Consider the following 17,790-nt stretch of genomic DNA (forward strand, 5'->3'; position numbering starts at 1 on the left):
CGGCTCCTCGGTCATCGGATGGGTGCAGGGTAGTGCGGGTGAGGCGGCCGGGGGAGACCGCGCCCACCCGCCAGACTCACTGGTGCGCGGCGCCGAGCCGGGCCGCTGCCGCGCGCCACCGCTCCGCGTCACCGCGCGGCTCGTACCGGGTCATCGGCTGGGTCGCCTTCAGCAGCAGCCGCATGTCCGTGCGGTCGCCCACCAGGCCGTCGGCCCGCGCCTGGACCAGCACGTTGCCGAACGCCGCCGCCTCCGTCGGGCCCGCCACCACCGGCAGCCCCAGGGCGTCGGCGGTGAGCTGGCACAGCAGCGCGTTGCGGGTGCCGCCGCCCACGATGTGCACGACGTCCACCGGATGGTCGGCCAGCTGCTGCGCCTCCTCGATCGCCCGCCGGTGGGCCAGCGCCAGGGAGTCCAGGATGCAGCGCGTGATCTCCGCCCGGGACTCCGGCACCGGCTGCCCCGACGCCCGGCACGCCTCGGCGATCCGCTCCGGCATCCGGCCCGGCGCCAGGAACGCCGCGTCGCCCGCGTCCACCACCGACCGCAGCGCCGGGACCCGGGCCGCCTCCCGCAGCAGCGCGCCGAGGTCCGGCTCGCCCCAGGCCCGCACGCACTCCTGGAGCAGCCACAGACCCATGATGTTGCGCAGGTAGCGGACCGTGCCGTCGATGCCCAGCTCGTTGGTGAAGTTGGCGGCCCGGCTCTCCTCCGTCAGCACCGGCGCGGCCAGCTCGAGCCCGGCCAGCGACCAGGTGCCGGTGCAGATGTAGGCGAACCGCTCCCCGACGGCCGGTACGGCGGCCACCGCGGACGCCGTGTCGTGCGAGGCGACCGCCCGCACCGGCACCGGCCCGCGCAGCCCCGTCTCCTCCAGCACCCCGGCGCGCAGCGGACCGGCCGCGTCCCCGGGCTCCCGCAGCGGCGCGAACAGGCCCAGGTCGATGCCGAGCCGCCCGGCCACCTCGGTCGACCAGGTGCGCGTGCGCGGATCGACGAGCTGGGTCGTGGAGGCGTTGGTCAGCTCGGTGCCCTGCTCGCCGGTGAGCCAGTACGCCAGCAGGTCCGGGATCAGCAGCAGCCGCTCGGCGTGCGCGAACTGCGCCGAGTCCCGGGCGGCGACGAGTTGGTACAGCGTGTTGAAGGGCGCGTACTGGAGCCCGGTCGCCCCGTACAGCTCCGCGGCGGGCAGGGTCGCCCACACCTTCTCCGCGACCCCCTCGGTGCGGGCGTCCCGGTAGTGCACCGGGTTGCCGAGCAGCGCCCCGTCGGCGTCCAGCAGGCCGTAGTCCACGGCCCAGCTGTCGATGCCGACGGAGTCGACCCGACCGGCCGCCCGCAGCCCTTCGAGGACCCCCGCGTACAGCGCCAGCACATCCCAGCGCAGCCCCTCCGGCACCCGCACCGGCCGGTTCACGAACCGGTGCGCCTCGGCCAGCTCCAGGCTCTCCGGGCCGACGCGGCCGACCATGACCCGCCCGCTGGAGGCGCCCAGGTCGACCGCGGCGTACGACCTCACGGGCGCGCTCACCGCAGGAAGGCGGCGGCGACACCGGCGTCGACCGGGACGTGCAGACCGGTGGTGTGCGACAGCTCGCCGCCGGTCAGCGCGAACACCGCGCCCGCGACGTGCTCCGGCAGCACCTCCCGCTTGAGCAGGGTGCGCTGCGCGTAGAACTCGCCCAGCTTCTCCTCCGGCACCCCGTACACGGCGGCGCGCTTGGCGCCCCAGCCGCCCGCGAAGATGCCCGAGCCGCGCACCACGCCGTCCGGGTTGACGCCGTTGACGCGGATGCCGTGCTCGCCCAGCTCGGCGGCGAGGAGACGGACCTGGTGGGCCTGGTCGGCCTTGGTGGCGGAGTAGGCGATGTTGTTCGGACCGGCGAAGACGGCGTTCTTCGAGGCGATGTAGACGACGTCGCCGCCCAGTTCCTGCGCGATCATCACCCGGGCCGCCTCCCGCGACACCAGGAACGAACCGCGCGCCATGATGTCGTGCTGGAGGTCCCAGTCCTTCGCGGATGTCTCAAGGAGCGGCTTGGATACGGAGATCCCGGCGTTGTTCACCACCAGGTCGACCCCGCCGAACGCCAGCAGCGCCGCCCTGAACGCCTCCGCGATCTGCTCCTCGGAGGTGACGTCCACGGTCACCGCGACGGCCTTGTCAGGACCGCCCAGCTCCTCGGCGACGGCCGCGGCGTTCTCCGCGTTCAGATCCGCTACGACCACACAGGCGCCCTCGGCGACCAGCCGCTCCGCGATCGCCCTGCCGATGCCGCTGCCCGCGCCGGTCACCAGCGCCACCCGGGTGGCCAGCGCCTTCGGCTTCGGCATCCGCTGGAGCTTGGCCTCCTCCAGGGCCCAGTACTCGATGCGGAACTTCTCCGACTCCTCGATGGGCGCGTACGTCGACACGGCCTCCGCGCCGCGCATCACGTTGATGGCGTTGACGTAGAACTCACCGGCGACCCGCGCCGTCTGCTTGTCCTTGCCGAAGGAGAACATGCCCACGCCCGGCACCAGCACGATCGCCGGGTCCGCGCCGCGCATCGCGGGGGAGCCGGGCTCGGCGTGCCGCTGGTAGTAGGCGGCGTACTCCTCGCGGTACTCGGCGTGCAACTCCTTCAGCCGGGCGATCGCCTCGTCCAGCGGAGCGGTCGGCGGCAGGTCCAGGACCAGTGGACGCACCTTGGTGCGCAGGAAGTGGTCGGGGCAGGAGGTGCCGAGCGCGGCGAGCCGCGGGTGCTCGGCGCGGGCCAGGAACTCCAGCACCGGCGCCGAGTCGTTGAAGTGGCCGACCTGCGCCCTGTCCCGGGAGGCGAGGGCCCGCACGTACGGCGCCAGCGCCGCCGCCCGCTCCCGCCGCCCGGCCTCCGGCAGCGCCTCGTACCCCTCGATGACGGGCCCGAAGGGCTCCGCCTTCCCCTTCTCCGCCAGGAACGCCTCCGCGGTGCGGATGATGTGCAGCGAGTTGCGCTCGCACTCCTCGGAGGTGTCGCCCCAGGCGGTGACGCCGTGCCCGCCGAGGACACAGCCGATGGCCCGCGGGTTGGCGGCCTTCACCGCCGCGATGTCCAGGCCGAGCTGGAAGCCGGGCCGCCGCCACGGCACCCACACCACGGTGTCGCCGAAGCACTCGGCGGTCAGCTTCTCGCCGTCGGCGGCGCAGGCCAGCGCGATACCGGAGTCGGGGTGCAGGTGATCGACGTGCGCGGCCCCGACGAGCCCGTGCATCGCGGTGTCGATCGACGGGGCGGCGCCGCCCTTGCCGTGCAGGCAGTAGTCGAACGCGGCGACCATCTCGTCCTCGCGCTCGACGCCCGGGTAGACGTCCACGAGCGCCCGCATCCGGTCGAGCCGCAGCACGGCGAGCCCCGCCTCGGTCAGCGTCCCGAGGTCCCCACCGGACCCCTTCACCCACATCAGCTCCACGTCACCCCCGGTGACGGGATCGGTCTCGGTCCCCTTGGCGGAGGCGTTGCCCCCCGCGTAGTTGGTGTTGCGGGGGTCGGAGCCGAGCCGGTGGGAACGGGCGAGGAGGGCGGCGGCCTCGGAGTGCGTAGCCATGATCATTTAGTCCTTACGTGAGTTCTCGACTGGGGGTGGCGCGTCGCCGGTAAGGGGCGCGGGGAACTGCGCGACAAGCCACAGACGGCCCGCACCCGGCGACAAACGGCATCGGGCAGCCGCTCACGCCCCCCACCCGGCCTGCTCCCCGCCAACCCGCTCGGCCACGATCCGCTCAGCCCACCCGGACGAGGCGTACGCACCCAGGGGATCGGGGCCCAGCCCCATCTCCTCCCGCACCTCACGAAGCAGCGGCCGCACGTCCGTGTTGAACGCGTCCATCACCACACCGTTGGCGCCGAGCACATCCCCCGAAGCCTGCGCAGCAGCGAGCGCCTCCCGGTCCACCAGCAACGCCTTCGCCGTGGCCTCCTGCACGTTCATCACGGACCGGATGATCGCCGGGATCTTCGCCTCGATGTTGTGGCACTGGTCGAGCATGAACGCCACGTCCGGCGTGAACCCGCCCCCGCGCACCACCTCGTACATGATCCGGAACAGCTGGAACGGGTCGGCGGCGCCGACCATCAGGTCGTCGTCGGCGTAGAACCGCGAGTTGAAGTCGAACCCGCCGAGCTTCCCCTCCCGCAGCAGCGTCGCGACGATGAACTCGATGTTGGTCCCCGGCGCGTGGTGGCCGGTGTCGACCACGACCCGCGCCTTCGGCCCGAGCTTCAGGCAGTGCGCGTACGCCGTCCCCCAGTCGGGCACGTCCGTCGAGTAGAACGCGGGCTCGAAGAACTTGTACTCAAGCAGCATCCGCTGGCCGTCGCCGAGCCGCTCGTACACCTCCGCCAGGGCCTCCGCGAGCCGGTCCTGCCGCCCGCGGACGTCGTCCTGGCCGGGGTAGTTCGTGCCGTCGGCGAACCACAGCTTCAGATCGCGGGAGCCGGTGGCGTCCATGATGTCGACGCACTCCAGCAGGTGGTCGACGGCCTTGCGGCGGACCGCCGCGTCCGGGTGGCAGACGCTGCCCAGCTTGTAGTCGTCGTCCTGGAAGGTGTTCGAGTTGACGGCGCCGAGCCGCACCCCGTGCTCCTCCGCGAACTTCGCCAGCGCGGCGTAGTCCTCCACCTCGTCCCAGGGGATGTGCAGGGCGACCGTCGGCGCGACGCCGGTGTACTCGTGCACCTTGGCGGCGTCGGCCAGCTTCTCGAAGGGGTCGCGGGGCACACCGGCCTGGGCGAACACCTTGAAACGGGTCCCCGAGTTCCCGTACGCCCACGACGGCGTCTCGATGGCCTGGGTCTTCAGGGCGGCCTTCACCGCGGCGACATCGGTCACTTGAGGGCTCCTGTGGCGAACGACAGTTGATGAAACGATTCAGAACGGCAAGTTAGGGGCCGCCAGTAGGGGTGTCAAGCATCCTGGCCCACCCGTTTCTCCGTGACTCGGTCGTGACCTTCGGGTATCGAAAACTTTTCGACACGGAACCATTGACGTGTGACGCCCCGCCTGCCTAACGTCCCGGCAACCCAGTTGAAACCTTTCACGACGCCGTGCGGGACGCCTCGCCGTTCGCGCCGCGTCGTCGAGGAGCCCCCATGACCCACCCGTCCGACACGGGTCCGGCGCCGGTGCTCGCGCTTGAGGACGTCTCCAAGTCCTTCGGCGCGGTACGGGCCCTGCGGGACGTCTCCCTGGAGCTGTTCCCCGGCGAGGTACACGCCCTCGCCGGGGAGAACGGCGCCGGCAAGTCGACCCTGATCAAGACGCTCGCCGGGGTGCACCGGCCGGACGCCGGCCAGGTGCTGCTCGACGGTGAGCCCGTCGTCTTCCACGGACCCGGCGACGCCCGCGACGCCGGAATCGCCGTGATCTACCAGGAGCCCACGCTCTTCCCCGACCTGTCGATCGCCGAGAACATCTTCATGGGCCGCCAGCCCCGGCGCGCCCTCGGCCGCATCGACCACAAGGCCACCCACGCGGCCACCGCCGCCCTGATGACCCGGCTCGGCGTCGAACTCGACCCCGACCGCCCGGCGCGCGGGCTGTCCATCGCGGACCAGCAGATCGTGGAGATCGCCAAGGCCCTCTCCTTCGACGCCCGCGTCCTCATCATGGACGAGCCGACCGCCGCCCTCACCGGCAGCGAGGTCGCCCGCCTCTTCGGCGTCGTGCGCACCCTGCGCGCACAGGGCGCGGCCGTGCTGTTCATCTCGCACCGGCTGGAGGAGATCTTCGAGATCTGCCAGCGGGTGACGACCCTGCGCGACGGCGCCTGGATCTCCAGCGAACCCCTCGCCGACATGACCGAGGACGACCTGGTGCGCCGCATGGTCGGCCGCGACCTCGACGAGCTGTACCCGAAGCAGGACGTCGCCCCCGGCGAGGTCGCCCTCAGCGTCCGCCGCCTCACCCGCGAGGGCGTCTTCACCGACGTCTCCTTCGAGGTGCGCCGCGGGGAGATCGTCGGCCTCGCCGGCCTCGTCGGCGCCGGGCGCACGGAGGTCGCCCGGGCCGTCTTCGGCATCGACCGCTGGGACGCGGGCGAGGTCGAACTCGACGGCCGCGCGCTCACCAACGGCGCCCCGTCCACCGCCATGGCCGCCGGGCTCGCCCTGGTCCCCGAGGACCGCCGCGCCCAAGGCCTGGTGATGGACATGTCCATCGAGCGCAACATCGGCCTCACCGGGCTCCGTACGACGGTCAGGGCGGGCCTGATGGACCGCGGCGCCGAGCGCAGCCGGTCCCTGGACTGGGCCGTCAGGCTCCAGGTGAAGTACGCCCGGATCGCCGACGCGGTGGCCACCCTCTCCGGCGGCAACCAGCAGAAGGTCGTCCTCGCCAAGTGGCTCGCCACCGGGCCCAAGGTGCTGATCGTCGACGAGCCCACCCGCGGCATCGACGTCGGCACCAAGGCGGAGGTGCACCGGCTGCTGTCCCAGCTCGCCGCCGACGGCGTCGCCGTCCTGATGATCTCCTCCGACCTGCCCGAGATCCTCGGCATGGCCGACCGCGTGCTGGTGATGCACGAGGGCCGCCTCACCGCCGAGATCCCGCGCTCCGAAGCCACCGAGGAAACCGTGATGGCCGCAGCCACCGGGAGGGCCGCCGCATGACGGTGACCACCCCTGAGAAGACCCCCGTGGTCGACGTCCCCAAGTCGAGTGGCACCCGGCTGGTCGACCGTGTCTTCAGGATGCGGGAACTGGCGATCCTGCTCGTCTTCCTGGTGATGATCGCCGTCACCCAGGCGGGCAACAGCGAGTTCCTCTCCGAGCAGGGCATCAAGGACCTGCTGCTGAACGCGACCATCCTGGTGCTGGTCGCCACCGGCCAGTCCCTGGTCGTCATCACCCGCAACGTCGACCTGTCCGTCGGCTCCACCCTCGGCATCAGCGCCTTCGCGGCCGGTACCCACCTCCAGGGCGGCGGCGACCCCGTCGTCGCCATCGCGCTCGCGGTGCTGCTGGGCATCGGCTTCGGCCTGCTCAACGGCCTGCTGGTCAGCCTCGGCCAGGTGCCCGCCCTGGTGGTCACCCTCGGCACGCTCTACATCATCCGCGGCATCGACTCCATCTGGGTCGGCTCCCGGCAGATCACCGCGGCCGACCTGCCCGGCGGCTTCGTCGACTTCGGCTCCGGCGGCATCTCCGCGGTGCCCTACCTGGCACTGATCGCGCTCGCCGTGCTGGTCGCCACCGCCTCCTACCTCAGGCACTTCGGCGGCGGCCGGGAGCTGTACGCGCTCGGCTCCAACCCGGAGGCCGCGCGGCTCGCCGGCATCCCCGTCCGCAAGCGGATCCTGACCGCGTACACCTTCTGCGGCGCGCTCGCCGGTCTCGCCGGGGCGATGTACCTGGCCCGGTTCGGCAACGTCGACTCCGGCACCGGCACCGGCTACGAGCTGACCGTCGTCAGCGCCGTCGTGGTCGGCGGCGTGGTCTTCACCGGCGGCTCCGGCAGCGTCTACGGCGCCGCCCTCGGCGCCCTGCTGCTGACCTCCGTCAACAGCGTGCTGCCCGCCCTCGGCGTCAGCTCGGTCTGGGTGCTCGCGATCAACGGCACCCTGCTCATCCTCGCCATCGCGGTCGACCGGATCGTGGCACTGCGCGTGGCCACCGCACTGAAGAAGAGGAACGCCCGCCATGCCTGAGTCCCTGACGCGCGCGGTCCGCTGGGACACGGTCGTCGGCGCGCTGCTCATCGTCCTGCTGCTGTTCTCCTTCACCACCGTCGACGGCTTCAGCAACGCGCTGAACCTGTCCTTCCTGATCGGCAACACCCTGCCGATCGCGCTGATCGCCCTGCCGATGACGCTGCTCGTCGTCTCCGGTGAGATCGACCTGTCGGTGGCCTCCACCGCCGGGCTCTCCGGCGCCGTGATGGGCGCCCTGTGGAACCAGGGCATGACCATCGAGGCGATCATCCCCGTCTGCCTGCTGCTCGGCGTGGTCTGCGGCCTGGTCAACGGCCTGCTCGTCACCCGGCTGGGGCTGCCGTCCCTCGCCGTCACCATCGGCACCCTCGCCGCCTACCGGGGCGTCGCGCAGATCGTGCTCGGCTCCGACGCGGTGACCGACTTCCCCACCCCGTACCTGGACTTCGCCGCCGGACGCGTCGGCGACACGTTCATCCCGTACGCGCTGCTGCCCTTCCTCGTGCTGCTCGCGATCGCCGTGGTCGCGCTGCACGCCACCCCGTTCGGACGGTCGCTGTTCGCGATCGGCGCGAGCGAGGAGGCGGCCCGGTTCGCCGGGATCCGGGTCAGGCGGCAGAAGCTGATCCTTTTCACGCTGACGGGCCTCATGGCGTCGCTGACCGGCGTCTTCTGGGCGCTGCACTACGCCAGCGCCCGCTACGACAACGCCACCGGCCTGGAGCTGTCCGTCGTGGCCGCCGTACTCCTCGGCGGCATCGACTTCGACGGCGGCAAGGGCACCCTCGGCGGCGCCGTCGCCGGTGTCTTCCTGCTCGGCGCGCTGCAGAACGTCATGAGCCTCCAGGACGTCTCCGCCCAGTCGCAGATCGTCGTCACCGGCGTGCTGCTCGTGCTGTCGGTGCTCGGACCCCGGGTGGCCCGGCAGATCGCCGTCGCCAGAGCCGGGCGACAGGCCCGGGCCGCCACCCCCACCTCGTCCTCCTAGCCCACCCCCGGCCCTCCCGTGAAGGAACCCATCATGCGCAAGTCATCCCTCCGGCGTGTCTCCGTGACCCTCGCCGCCGTCACCTCGCTCGCCCTCGCCGCCACCGCCTGCGGCGGCACCACCAAGGAGGACGTGGCGAACGAGGGCGGCAGGACCGCCGCGGCCGGGAAGGCCGACCCGAACGCCGAACTGAAGAAGGGCCTGACCGTCGGCTTCCTGCCCAAGCAGGTCAACAACCCCTACTTCACCACCGCCGACAAGGGCGGCGAGGCGGCCCTGAAGGAACTGGGCAACAGCTACAAGGAGGTCGGCCCGTCCAGCGCCACCGACACCGCCGGCCAGGTCTCCTACGTCAACACGCTCACCCAGCAGCAGGTCGACGCGATCGCCGTCTCCGCGCAGGACCCGGGCGCGCTGTGCACCGCCCTCAAGCAGGCCATGAGCAACGACATCAAGATCGTCACCTATGACTCCGACACCAAGCCCGAGTGCCGCAACGCCTTCATCTCGCAGGCGTCCGCCGAGGACCTCGGCCGCACCGAGGTGCAGCTCCTCGCCGAGCAGCTCGACTACAAGGGCGAGATCGCGATCCTGTCCGCCGCGCAGACCGCGACGAACCAGAACACCTGGATCGACTTCATGAAGGAGGAGCTGAAGGACCCCAAGTACAAGGACATGAAGCTGGTCAAGGTCGCCTACGGCAACGACGACGCCCAGCAGTCCTTCCAGCAGACCCAGGGCCTGCTCCAGGAGTACCCGGACCTGGCGGGGATCATCTCCCCGACCACCGTCGGCATCAAGGCCGCCGCCCAGTACCTGTCGGGCTCCAAGTACAAGGGCAAGGTCAAGCTGACCGGCCTCGGCACCCCCAACGACATGCGCAAGTACGTCAAGAACGGCACCGTCGAGGCGTTCGAGCTGTGGGACCCGGCGAAGCTCGGCGAGCTGGCCGCCCGTACCGCCGTCGCCCTGTCCTCCGGTCAGATCACCGGTCAGGAGGGCGAGACCTTCACCGCCGGTGACATGGGCGAGTACACCATCGGCGCGGACGGCGTGATCAGCCTCGGCAAGCCGACCGTCTTCAACGCCGAGAACATCGACCAGTTCGACTTCTGAGAGCCGGGGGCTGTCGATGCAACGCGTGTGCTTCCTGCTGAAGGTCAGGGCGGACCGCCTCGACGAGTACCGCGAGCGGCACGCCGCCGTCTGGCCGGAGATGCTCGACGCGCTGTCGGCCACCGGCTGGCACAACTACTCGCTCTTCCTGCGGGACGACGGCCTGCTGGTCGGCTACCTGGAGACCGAGGACTTCGCCGCCGCCCAGGCCGCCATGGAGGCCACCGACGTCAACGCCCGCTGGCAGGCGGAGATGGCGCCGTTCTTCGAGTCGCTGGACGGCGCCCGACCCGACGAGGCGATGCGGCCTCTCACCGAAGTGTTCCACCTGGCCTGAGCACCTGCCCCGAGCACGTCACGAGCCGGAGAGCCGCGGCCATGAAGAGACGAACCGTGATCACCACGTCCCCGCTGGGGGCCGTGGCCGGGCCGGGCCTCGGGCCGGGCGCCGCCGTCGCCGCGCCGGGCCCGTCCGTCACCCGGACCGGGATCCAGCGAGCGGTACGACACCCCGGCGCCGCGCGTCACCGACTTCCGGCTGCCCGCGTGAGGCGCTCAGCAACGCGGCGGCGGGGCGGTAGGGTGATGCCTCCCCCGCCGCCCCCCGTTACCCAGGAGGTCCCTGCCTGATGGCCCAGTCGGTGGGTATCAAGGACGTCGCCCGCGCCGCCGGAGTCTCCGTGGGAACGGTCTCGAACGTCATCAACCGGCCGGACACGGTCGCCAGCGAGACCCGCGCGCGGGTGCTGTCCGCGATCGACCGGCTCGGCTACGTCCGCAGCGAGTCCGCGCGCCAACTGCGCGCGGGCCGCAGCCGGATCATGGGCCTGCTCGTCCTCGACATGGGCAACCCGTTCTTCGTCGACGTGGCGCGCGGCGCCGAACGGGCCGCCCGGGAGGCCGGACTGGGCGTGATGGTCTGCAACAGCGCCCAGAGCCCGGCCGAGGAGGCGGACTACCTGTCGCTCTTCGCCGAGCAGCGGGTGCGCGGCGTGCTGCTCACCCCGGCCGACGCGACCGGCCGCAACATCGCCGCGTTCCGCCGCCACGGCATCCCCTTCGTGCTGGTGGACCGGGTCGCCGAGGGCGCCACCGAGTGCTCCGTCTCCGTCGACGACGTGGCGGGCGGCGCGCTCGCCGTCCGGCACCTGGTGGACGCCGGGCACCGGTCCGTCGCCTACGTCAGCGGGCCGCCCGCGCTGAACCAGGTGCGGGACCGGCGCACCGGCGCCCTGAACGCGCTCGCCGAGGCCGGGCTCGGCCCCGACGCGCTGCGCGAACTGCCCACCGAACGGCTCGACGTCGCCGCGGGACGGGACGCCGGGGCCCGGCTGCTCGGCCTCGCCGACCGACCGACCGCCGTGTTCTGCGCCAACGACCTGCTCGCCCTCGGCGTCCTCCAGGCGATGTACGCGGCCGGGGTCGGCGTCCCCGACGACCTCGCCATCGTCGGCTACGACGACATCGAGTTCGCCGCCGCGGCGGCCGTCCCGCTCACCTCGGTACGGCAGCCCGCGGTCACCATGGGCGCCCTCGCGGCGGGGCTGCTGCTGGAGGAGACGGAGAAGGAGAGCGGCCTCGCCCGCCACGAACACCGCCGGGTGGTGCTCCAGCCGGAATTGGTGGTGCGCCGCTCCAGCCTCTCCGGCCGCTGACCGGCGCTCCGGAACCGCTGACCGGCGGTCCGGAACCGGGGGCGGGCGGTCCGGGGGAGGGCCGGGCGGTCCGAAAAGGGGGCGGGCCGCTGCTGAACCGCCGTTCAGGACCCCCAGCCCCCGCCCGCCGTCCCGGACTGTGCTGAACTGGGACGCGGTCCGCACACCGTCCGTCCCGGGAGCCACGTTGTCCGACAGCTACCGCCAGCCCGGCGTCGTCCTCACCGACCGCCGCTTCACCGTGCCCCTCGACCACGCCGACCCCGCGGGGGAGACCATCGAGGTGTACGGCCGTGAGGTCGTCGCCAGCGACAAGGCGCACCAGGACCTGCCCTGGCTGCTCTACCTCCAGGGCGGCCCCGGCTTCGGGGCGAATCGTTTCGTCGGGAGGCAGGCCTGGCTCGGGCGGGCCCTGCAGGAGTACCGCGTCCTCCTCCTCGACCAGCGCGGCACCGGCCACTCCACCCCCGCCAACCGCCAGACCCTGCCCCTGCGCGGCGGCCCGGCCGCCCAGGCCGACTACCTCACCCACTTCCGCGGTGACTCCATCGTCCGCGACTGCGAGCTGATCCGCCGCGAGCTGACCGGGGGCGCCCCCTGGACCGTCCTCGGCCAGAGCTTCGGCGGCTTCTGCGCGGTCAGCTACCTCTCCCTCGCGCCGGAGGGGCTGCGCACCGCCCTGATCACCGGCGGGCTGCCGTCCCTCGACGCGCACGCCGACGACGTCTACCGGGCCGCCTACCCGCGCGTGGAGCGCAAGGTCACCGCGCACTACGCCCGCTACCCGCAGGACGTCGAGCGTGCCCGCCGCATCGCCGACCACCTCCTGAACCACGAGGTGGTCCTGCCGAACGGCTACCGCCTGACCGTCGAGGCGTTCCAGTCCCTCGGCATCCTGCTCGGCGGCGGCGACGGCTCCCACCGCCTGCACTACCTCCTGGAGCACGCCTTCGTTCCCACCCCCGTCGGCGCGGCGCTCTCCGACGCCTTCCAGGAGGAGGTCCAGGGCCTCCTGTCGTACGCGGGCCACCCCCTGTACGCCCTCGTCCACGAGGCGATCTACGGCCAGGACGCGCGGCCCACCGACTGGTCGGCCGAACGGGTGCGCGCGGAGTTCCCGCAGTTCGACGCGGCCAAGGCGCTCGCGGGTGACGCCCCCCTGCTGTTCACGGGTGAGACCGTGCACCCCTGGATGTTCGCTTCCGACCCGGCCCTGCGCCCGCTGCGCGAGACCGCCGACCTGCTCGCCGCCCGCACCGACTGGCGCCCGCTGTACGACGCCGAGCGCCTCGCCGCCAACGAGGTGCCGGTCGCCGCGGCCGTCTACCACGACGACATGTACGTGGACACCGCGCACGCCCTGACCACCGCCCGCGCGGTCCGGGGCCTGCGCACCTGGGTGACCGACGAGTTCGAACACGACGGGGTGCGCGCGGGCGGCCCGCGGGTCCTGGACCGCCTGCTGGCCCTCGCCCGTGACGAGGCGTGATGTCAGCGGCGGCGGTTAGGCTGCGGACATGACCGAGCCGACGCCGCCCCCGCTGAAGCCCATGCCCGACGACTGGCGACGCGCCCTCGCGGTGGTCGCCCACCCGGACGACCTGGAGTACGGCTGCTCGGCGGCGATCGCCCGGTGGACCGACGAGGGCCGCGAGGTGGCGTACGTGCTGGCCACCCGGGGCGAGGCGGGCATCGACACCCTCGCGCCCGCCGAGTGCGGCCCGCTGCGGGAGCGCGAGCAGCGGGCGAGCGCGGCGGTCGTCGGGGTCACGGAGGTGGAGTTCCTCGACCACCGGGACGGCGTCATCGAGTACGGCGTCCCGCTGCGCCGGGACATCGCCGCCGCCGTCCGCCGCCACCGGCCCGAGCTGGTGATCACCCTCAACCACCGGGACACCTGGGGCGGCGTCGCCTGGAACACCCCCGACCACGTGGCCGTCGGCCGAGCCACCCTGGACGCGGTGGGCGACGCGGGCAACCGCTGGATCTTCCCCGAGCTGACGGAGCGGGACCTGGAGCCCTGGGACGGCGTGCGCTGGGTGGCGGTCGCCGGTTCCGGCACCCCGACGCACGCGGTGGACGCCACGGCCGGAATGGAGCGTGCGGTGCGCTCGCTGCTGGAACACCGCGCCTACATCGAGGCGTTGACGGACGAGAATATTCGTAGGACACCTAAGGAAAGGCCCTGCTCATCCGCCACGGGGGAGGCAGACGAGCAGGGCCTCGGCTCATCTCGTCAGCGCAGGAATCAACCGGAGTACCAGCGGCCCTCGCGCGCACCCTTCTTGTGCAGGGACTGAGACACCATCGCCTGCTGCTCCTGCGCGGTGGTCGCCCCTGCCTCCTCCGAGTCGCGGTCACGACGCCTCGTCGCGGCCGCCACGGTCGGCGCGGGCTTGCTCCTCTTGAACATGGGTCTTCCATCTCCCTTCTCGCTCATGTGGACCCGCCCCAGGCTCGACCTGCCCAGGGTGGGGACCTGGGGCGGGAACATCGGGGGTCAGCAGCCGGCAGTGACGATGCCCCAGACCAGGGCCACGGCCAGCGCCGCCAGCACGACCAGGTACACAGCCTGGCGCCGGTCAGGCTTCGGCACGGGGCGCCATCCTCTCCGCACGGTCCAGCGCGAGGTAGTCGGCGGCCAAGGACTTACCCGTCAGGCACCGGTCCTCGCCGCACTCACGGCACTCGGTGATGTGATCCGTGTACCGCTGGAACGCCGCACGGGTCAGCGCTTCGGGGGTGACGATGATGGCCTGCTGGTGCGGCGCCCCGCCCCGACCGCTCTCCTCCCACCGCCGCATGACGCCGCTCATACGCCCAACTCCCGCACCAGCCGGGCAAGCCCGGCCGTGACCAGCTGCTCCACGGCGAGCGGATCACACAGCTCGCCGAGCGACGGCATCGGCACCGCCCAGTACGAACTGCACGCGGCCCCGGGGCCGCCCTCCGCCTCCACCGGCGGCACGCCGAGCAGGCAACCGGAGCCGAGGACGTCGATCCCCGCGGCGTGCCAGTGCTCGATCACCGAGGCCCACGGCGGGGCGACGCGCGGTACGAGGGCGTAGTAGCGGGGGTGGCGCAGGTCGCAGATCACCGGCCCGCCGAGGGCCTCGGCCAGGACCTCGTCGACGCGGTGGGGGTCCTCGCTGTCTACGGCGAGGTGGACCAGGCGGCCGGGGATCCGTACGGCGCTGTAGCGCACGCCGAGCGGCAGCATCGCCAGCCCCATCGTCTGCCACTCCCTGCGGGCCGCCTCGCGGCGGGGCCCGTCCAGGGCCGCCAACAGCCACTGCTCGACGGCCAGGCGCCGGTCGGAGCCCGAGTGCACCAGCACCCCAGGCGCCGCCGCCACCGGGTGGAGCGCGCGCTCCCTCCCCAGCTCGATTTCAGAGGGATGTTCTTTGGCCATAGCTCTCCCTTTCCGACCCGACTCGGATGGCTGAGAGAGCATCGTGAGAGGGAAACACCGCCAATCCCATGTAACGGCTACATGGCGCGGTCGTATGGTCGCTGTATGAGTGGTCGGGAACTCTGGGCGGACGGGCGTCTACGCGCAGCATGGGCGGCCCGTGACTGGCCCACGCTCATCCGCCGGTACCGGGCCCTGGCGGGCCTCTCACAGACGGCGTTCGGTGAACTGGTAGGGGTGGACCAGGGCTACGTGTCACGCCTGGAACGGGGGCACGCGCGGGTCACCAGTGAGGACGTCATCACACGGTTCGTGAGGGGATTACGAGTGCCATCTGAGCTGGGCGGCATGGGCGGCGTACGCCACGACGCGGGTCCGGACTGGGCGCCGTCAGCAGAGCTACGCGACCGCATCGCCCACGCCCACACGACGGGACGCACCGATCTGCGCACCGCCGAATGGATCGGCCGGGTACTCGGGGAGCACCGGCGCGCCGAGGACGAGATCGGCGGCCGCGACCTGTGGCCGGTCGTCCGCTCCCAGCTCGACACCGTCACCCAGCTCATCCCCCACGCCTCCGGCGACGCAGCCGACCGGCTGATGCTGCTCGCCGCGGAGCACGCCCACTGGCTGTCCTGGGTCGCCTGGCACGAGGACCACCGCGGGCCCGCCCTCGCATGGATCGACCTCGCACACGGCTGGGCCGTCGACGGCGGCCACACCGACATGGCGTCCTGGGCTCAGCGCATCCGCGCCTACTACAGCCTCGCCCACGGAGACCCGGCGCGCGCGCTGCGCACTGCGGAGACCGCACGCCGGGCGGCAGGCGCCCGGCCGCTGTCCCCGGCTGCTGAGGCGGCGGCGGCCCACCAGGCCGCGATGGCTGCGGCGGCCTGCGCGGACCGGGCCCAGGCCCGGCGCCTGGCCGAGGAGGCACACCACCTCGCGCTCCAGGCGCCCGATGAGGGCGAGCGGCCCGGGTGGCTGTACTGGCTGGACCCGACGCGCGCCGCCCTACAGCAGGCCGATGTCGCCTACGCCTGCCGCGATTGGGCGGACGCAGCAAGCGGATTTCGGGACGCGCTCCCCGGCCTCACGCACTTCCCCAGGGACCACGCTTACTACCAGGCGCGGCTCTTGGACGCGGCGCAGCGGGCCTAGGGCCTGTCCGGCGGATCAGGTTGGAGAGAGGACACAGCCCCTTGTCAGCGCAGGTGAGCGGGGTCTGGTGCGTTCAGCTGCAAGGCGGAGGAGGGAGTCGACGCGGAGCGTCGGCGAGTGACGACAACGCGGCAGATGAGCGTGCCAGACCCCGCGTCTCCGACATGATCCGCCGGACAGGCCCTAGGTTCTGTCCGGCGGATCACTGGCGGAGCCAGAGTCGGATCGCTGCAGCGGTGACGGTGCCGTGGAAGACGTAGGCGCGCTTGTCGTAACGGGTCGCGATCGCACGGGAGTTCTTGAGTCGGTTGATGGTCCGTTCGACCTCGTTGCGGCGCCGGTAGTGGTCGCGCTGGAAGCCGATGGGTCTGCCGCCTGCGCTGCCCTTGCGTCGGCGGTTGGCCCGCTGGTCCTTCGGTTCCGGGATCGTGTGCCGGATGCGGCGTCTTCGCAGGTAGCGGCGGTTGCGGCGTGAGCTGTATGCCTTGTCGCCGCTGACGTGGTCGGGCCGGGTTCGGGGCCGCCCGCCCAGCGGGCGAGGGACCCGGATCCGGTCCAGGACCTCGATCATCTGCGGGGCATCGCCCCACTGGCCCGGCGTGAGCAGGAGGGCCATGGGGCGGCAGCCGCCCTCGCCAGCCAGGTGGATCTTGCAGGTCAGGCCGCCCCGGGACCGTCCGAGTCCCTCGTCGGGGCGGTGGTGCCGGGGCGTCGTGCTTTTTTCGGGACCCGCGGCCGGGCCTTGCGGGCGCCGGCCGCGTGCTGATGGGCTCGGCAGGACGTCGAGTCGACGCCCACCATCGACCAGTCGATCCGCCCCGCCAGGTCGGCGTCGGCCTGGACCGACTGCAGGATCCGGTCCCAGGTTCCGTCCGCCGACCAGCGACGGTGCCGCTCATAGACGGTCTTCCACGAGCCGTAGCGTTCCGGCAGGTCACGCCACGGAACACCGGTCCGGATCCGGAACAGGATCCCGTTGACCACGGTGCGGTGGTCGTTCCACCGGCCGCCCCGGCCACCCAAAGGTGGCAGATGCGGCTCCAGCAGCAACCACTCGCGGTTCGTCAGATCCCCCCGACCCATGACCGAACCAACGAGCGACCGGTCAGAAAGTCACATGATCCGCCGGACAGAACCTAGTCCTCGAGGTCGACTTTGATGATGGCGCCCTCGCGTCCATCGGCCAGCCGTCGACGGACAGCGAGGCTGACCATCCCCATAGGCGGGCCGGACGTGATGACCTCGCCCTGCGCGTTGATGTGCGTCTCGTAGAGCGCGGCCGGGATCTTGATGGGCTCGCGCCGTCGGGGCTGCGGGTCCGCAGTGTCCGGGTCACTGGCCGGGTCGTACGGCTCGTACGTGACCCACACCGTGAGCTTCGGCTCCCCGGCGAGGGGGTCCTCGTCCGGGCCGGGCTGGTCGTGCAGCAGCACTGCGCGGTCCAACTGGGCGCCGTGCTCTCCCTTGCGCTCGCTGATCTCGCGTACGTAGTCGTGCGCCTGGCGGATGCCGTCGCCCACCAGGTCGTCGAACTCGGCCTCGGTCGACCGCGGGTAGTACGGCGTGCTGAGGTGGTACTCCAAGCGCCAGCGCGGCATGACTCCAGTCCCGTGCTCCCGACAGCATGGCGCCCCCGGGTGTCGGGCCACGGGGGCGGTGGCCAACAGCATAGCGGGCAGCCACCGCTCCGTCCTGGGCACGCACTGCGGCCTCGGCGTCCCGGATCAGGCCCGGCAGCAGCGCCCCGACCTCGGTCCGGTTGTGCTCCGACGTATGCCAGAGCCTCCAA

General features: G+C 72.2%; 16 protein-coding genes. 9 read left to right on the forward strand and 7 right to left on the reverse strand.

The window, feature by feature from the left end:
* Positions 1 to 76: 76 nt before the first annotated feature.
* The 3 genes from ABZ659_RS16535 to rhaI all read right to left on the reverse strand — a co-directional run bounded on the left by ABZ659_RS16535 (position 77) and on the right by rhaI (position 4,851).
* Entirely contained in the window at positions 77 to 1,519 is a 1,443-nt protein-coding gene (locus tag ABZ659_RS16535; protein WP_360219568.1) for a rhamnulokinase family protein, read from the reverse strand.
* An 8-nt stretch (positions 1,520 to 1,527) separates the two neighbouring features.
* Positions 1,528 to 3,567, reverse strand: coding sequence for a bifunctional aldolase/short-chain dehydrogenase (locus tag ABZ659_RS16540; RefSeq protein ID WP_360219502.1), 2,040 nt, complete (start codon positions 3,565 to 3,567; stop codon positions 1,528 to 1,530).
* A gap of 123 nt (positions 3,568 to 3,690) precedes the next feature.
* Positions 3,691 to 4,851, reverse strand: coding sequence for an L-rhamnose isomerase (gene rhaI, locus ABZ659_RS16545; protein WP_360219505.1), 1,161 nt, complete (start codon positions 4,849 to 4,851; stop codon positions 3,691 to 3,693).
* A 260-nt stretch (positions 4,852 to 5,111) separates the two neighbouring features.
* On the opposite strand from rhaI, the gene ABZ659_RS16550 reads away from it, so the two are divergent.
* The 8 genes from ABZ659_RS16550 to ABZ659_RS16585 all read left to right on the forward strand — a co-directional run bounded on the left by ABZ659_RS16550 (position 5,112) and on the right by ABZ659_RS16585 (position 13,728).
* Positions 5,112 to 6,629, forward strand: a complete 1,518-nt coding sequence (locus ABZ659_RS16550; RefSeq protein ID WP_360219508.1) for a sugar ABC transporter ATP-binding protein — start codon at positions 5,112 to 5,114, stop codon at positions 6,627 to 6,629.
* On the forward strand, positions 6,626 to 7,666 hold the full coding sequence (locus tag ABZ659_RS16555) for an ABC transporter permease (RefSeq protein WP_360219511.1): 1,041 nt from the start codon (positions 6,626 to 6,628) through the stop codon (positions 7,664 to 7,666). The genes ABZ659_RS16550 and ABZ659_RS16555 overlap by 4 nt, the downstream gene beginning before the upstream one ends.
* On the forward strand, positions 7,659 to 8,657 hold the full coding sequence (locus ABZ659_RS16560; RefSeq protein WP_360219514.1) for an ABC transporter permease: 999 nt from the start codon (positions 7,659 to 7,661) through the stop codon (positions 8,655 to 8,657). Before ABZ659_RS16555 ends, ABZ659_RS16560 begins: the two co-directional genes overlap by 8 nt.
* Before the next feature lie 33 nt (positions 8,658 to 8,690).
* Entirely contained in the window at positions 8,691 to 9,773 is a 1,083-nt protein-coding gene (rhaS, locus tag ABZ659_RS16565) for a rhamnose ABC transporter substrate-binding protein (protein WP_360219517.1), read from the forward strand.
* A 16-nt stretch (positions 9,774 to 9,789) separates the two neighbouring features.
* Positions 9,790 to 10,110, forward strand: coding sequence for an L-rhamnose mutarotase (locus ABZ659_RS16570; RefSeq protein ID WP_360219520.1), 321 nt, complete (start codon positions 9,790 to 9,792; stop codon positions 10,108 to 10,110).
* A gap of 292 nt (positions 10,111 to 10,402) precedes the next feature.
* The gene (locus ABZ659_RS16575; protein ID WP_360219523.1) at positions 10,403 to 11,428 is read left to right on the forward strand and encodes a LacI family DNA-binding transcriptional regulator; all 1,026 of its coding nucleotides are present in this window, start codon (positions 10,403 to 10,405) and stop codon (positions 11,426 to 11,428) included.
* Between the two features lie 187 nt (positions 11,429 to 11,615).
* Positions 11,616 to 12,917 carry an alpha/beta fold hydrolase gene (locus tag ABZ659_RS16580; RefSeq protein WP_360219526.1) on the forward strand — a complete coding sequence of 434 codons (1,302 nt, stop codon included), beginning with the start codon at positions 11,616 to 11,618 and terminating at the stop codon, positions 12,915 to 12,917.
* 28 nt (positions 12,918 to 12,945) lie between these two features.
* On the forward strand, positions 12,946 to 13,728 hold the full coding sequence (locus ABZ659_RS16585; RefSeq protein ID WP_360219529.1) for a PIG-L deacetylase family protein: 783 nt from the start codon (positions 12,946 to 12,948) through the stop codon (positions 13,726 to 13,728).
* Positions 13,729 to 14,010: 282 nt separating this feature from the next.
* On the opposite strand, the gene ABZ659_RS16590 is transcribed toward ABZ659_RS16585, so the two are convergent.
* The gene (locus ABZ659_RS16590) at positions 14,011 to 14,244 is read right to left on the reverse strand and encodes a hypothetical protein (protein ID WP_360219532.1); all 234 of its coding nucleotides are present in this window, start codon (positions 14,242 to 14,244) and stop codon (positions 14,011 to 14,013) included.
* Positions 14,241 to 14,840, reverse strand: coding sequence for a hypothetical protein (locus ABZ659_RS16595; RefSeq protein WP_360219535.1), 600 nt, complete (start codon positions 14,838 to 14,840; stop codon positions 14,241 to 14,243). Before ABZ659_RS16595 ends, ABZ659_RS16590 begins: the two co-directional genes overlap by 4 nt.
* Before the next feature lie 105 nt (positions 14,841 to 14,945).
* On the opposite strand from ABZ659_RS16595, the gene ABZ659_RS16600 reads away from it, so the two are divergent.
* A complete protein-coding gene (locus tag ABZ659_RS16600; protein WP_360219538.1) occupies positions 14,946 to 16,001 on the forward strand; it encodes a helix-turn-helix transcriptional regulator in 1,056 nt (351 codons plus the stop codon).
* Positions 16,002 to 16,203: 202 nt separating this feature from the next.
* Here ABZ659_RS16600 and ABZ659_RS16605 read toward each other — a convergent pair.
* Positions 16,204 to 17,084, reverse strand: a protein-coding gene (locus ABZ659_RS16605) for an IS5 family transposase (protein WP_360219541.1) whose coding sequence is annotated in 2 segments (ribosomal slippage) — positions 16,204 to 16,718 and positions 16,718 to 17,084 — 882 coding nt in all. Because the reading frame shifts where the segments join, the coding sequence is not laid out codon by codon here.
* 53 nt (positions 17,085 to 17,137) lie between these two features.
* Positions 17,138 to 17,599: a hypothetical protein gene (locus ABZ659_RS16610; RefSeq protein ID WP_360219571.1), complete on the reverse strand. Its 462-nt coding sequence runs from the start codon at positions 17,597 to 17,599 to the stop codon at positions 17,138 to 17,140.
* Positions 17,600 to 17,790 lie beyond the last annotated feature (191 nt).

Source organism: Streptomyces sp. NPDC006997, assembly GCF_040635175.1.
In the GTDB taxonomy this organism is placed as follows: Bacteria; Actinomycetota; Actinomycetes; order Streptomycetales; family Streptomycetaceae; genus Streptomyces.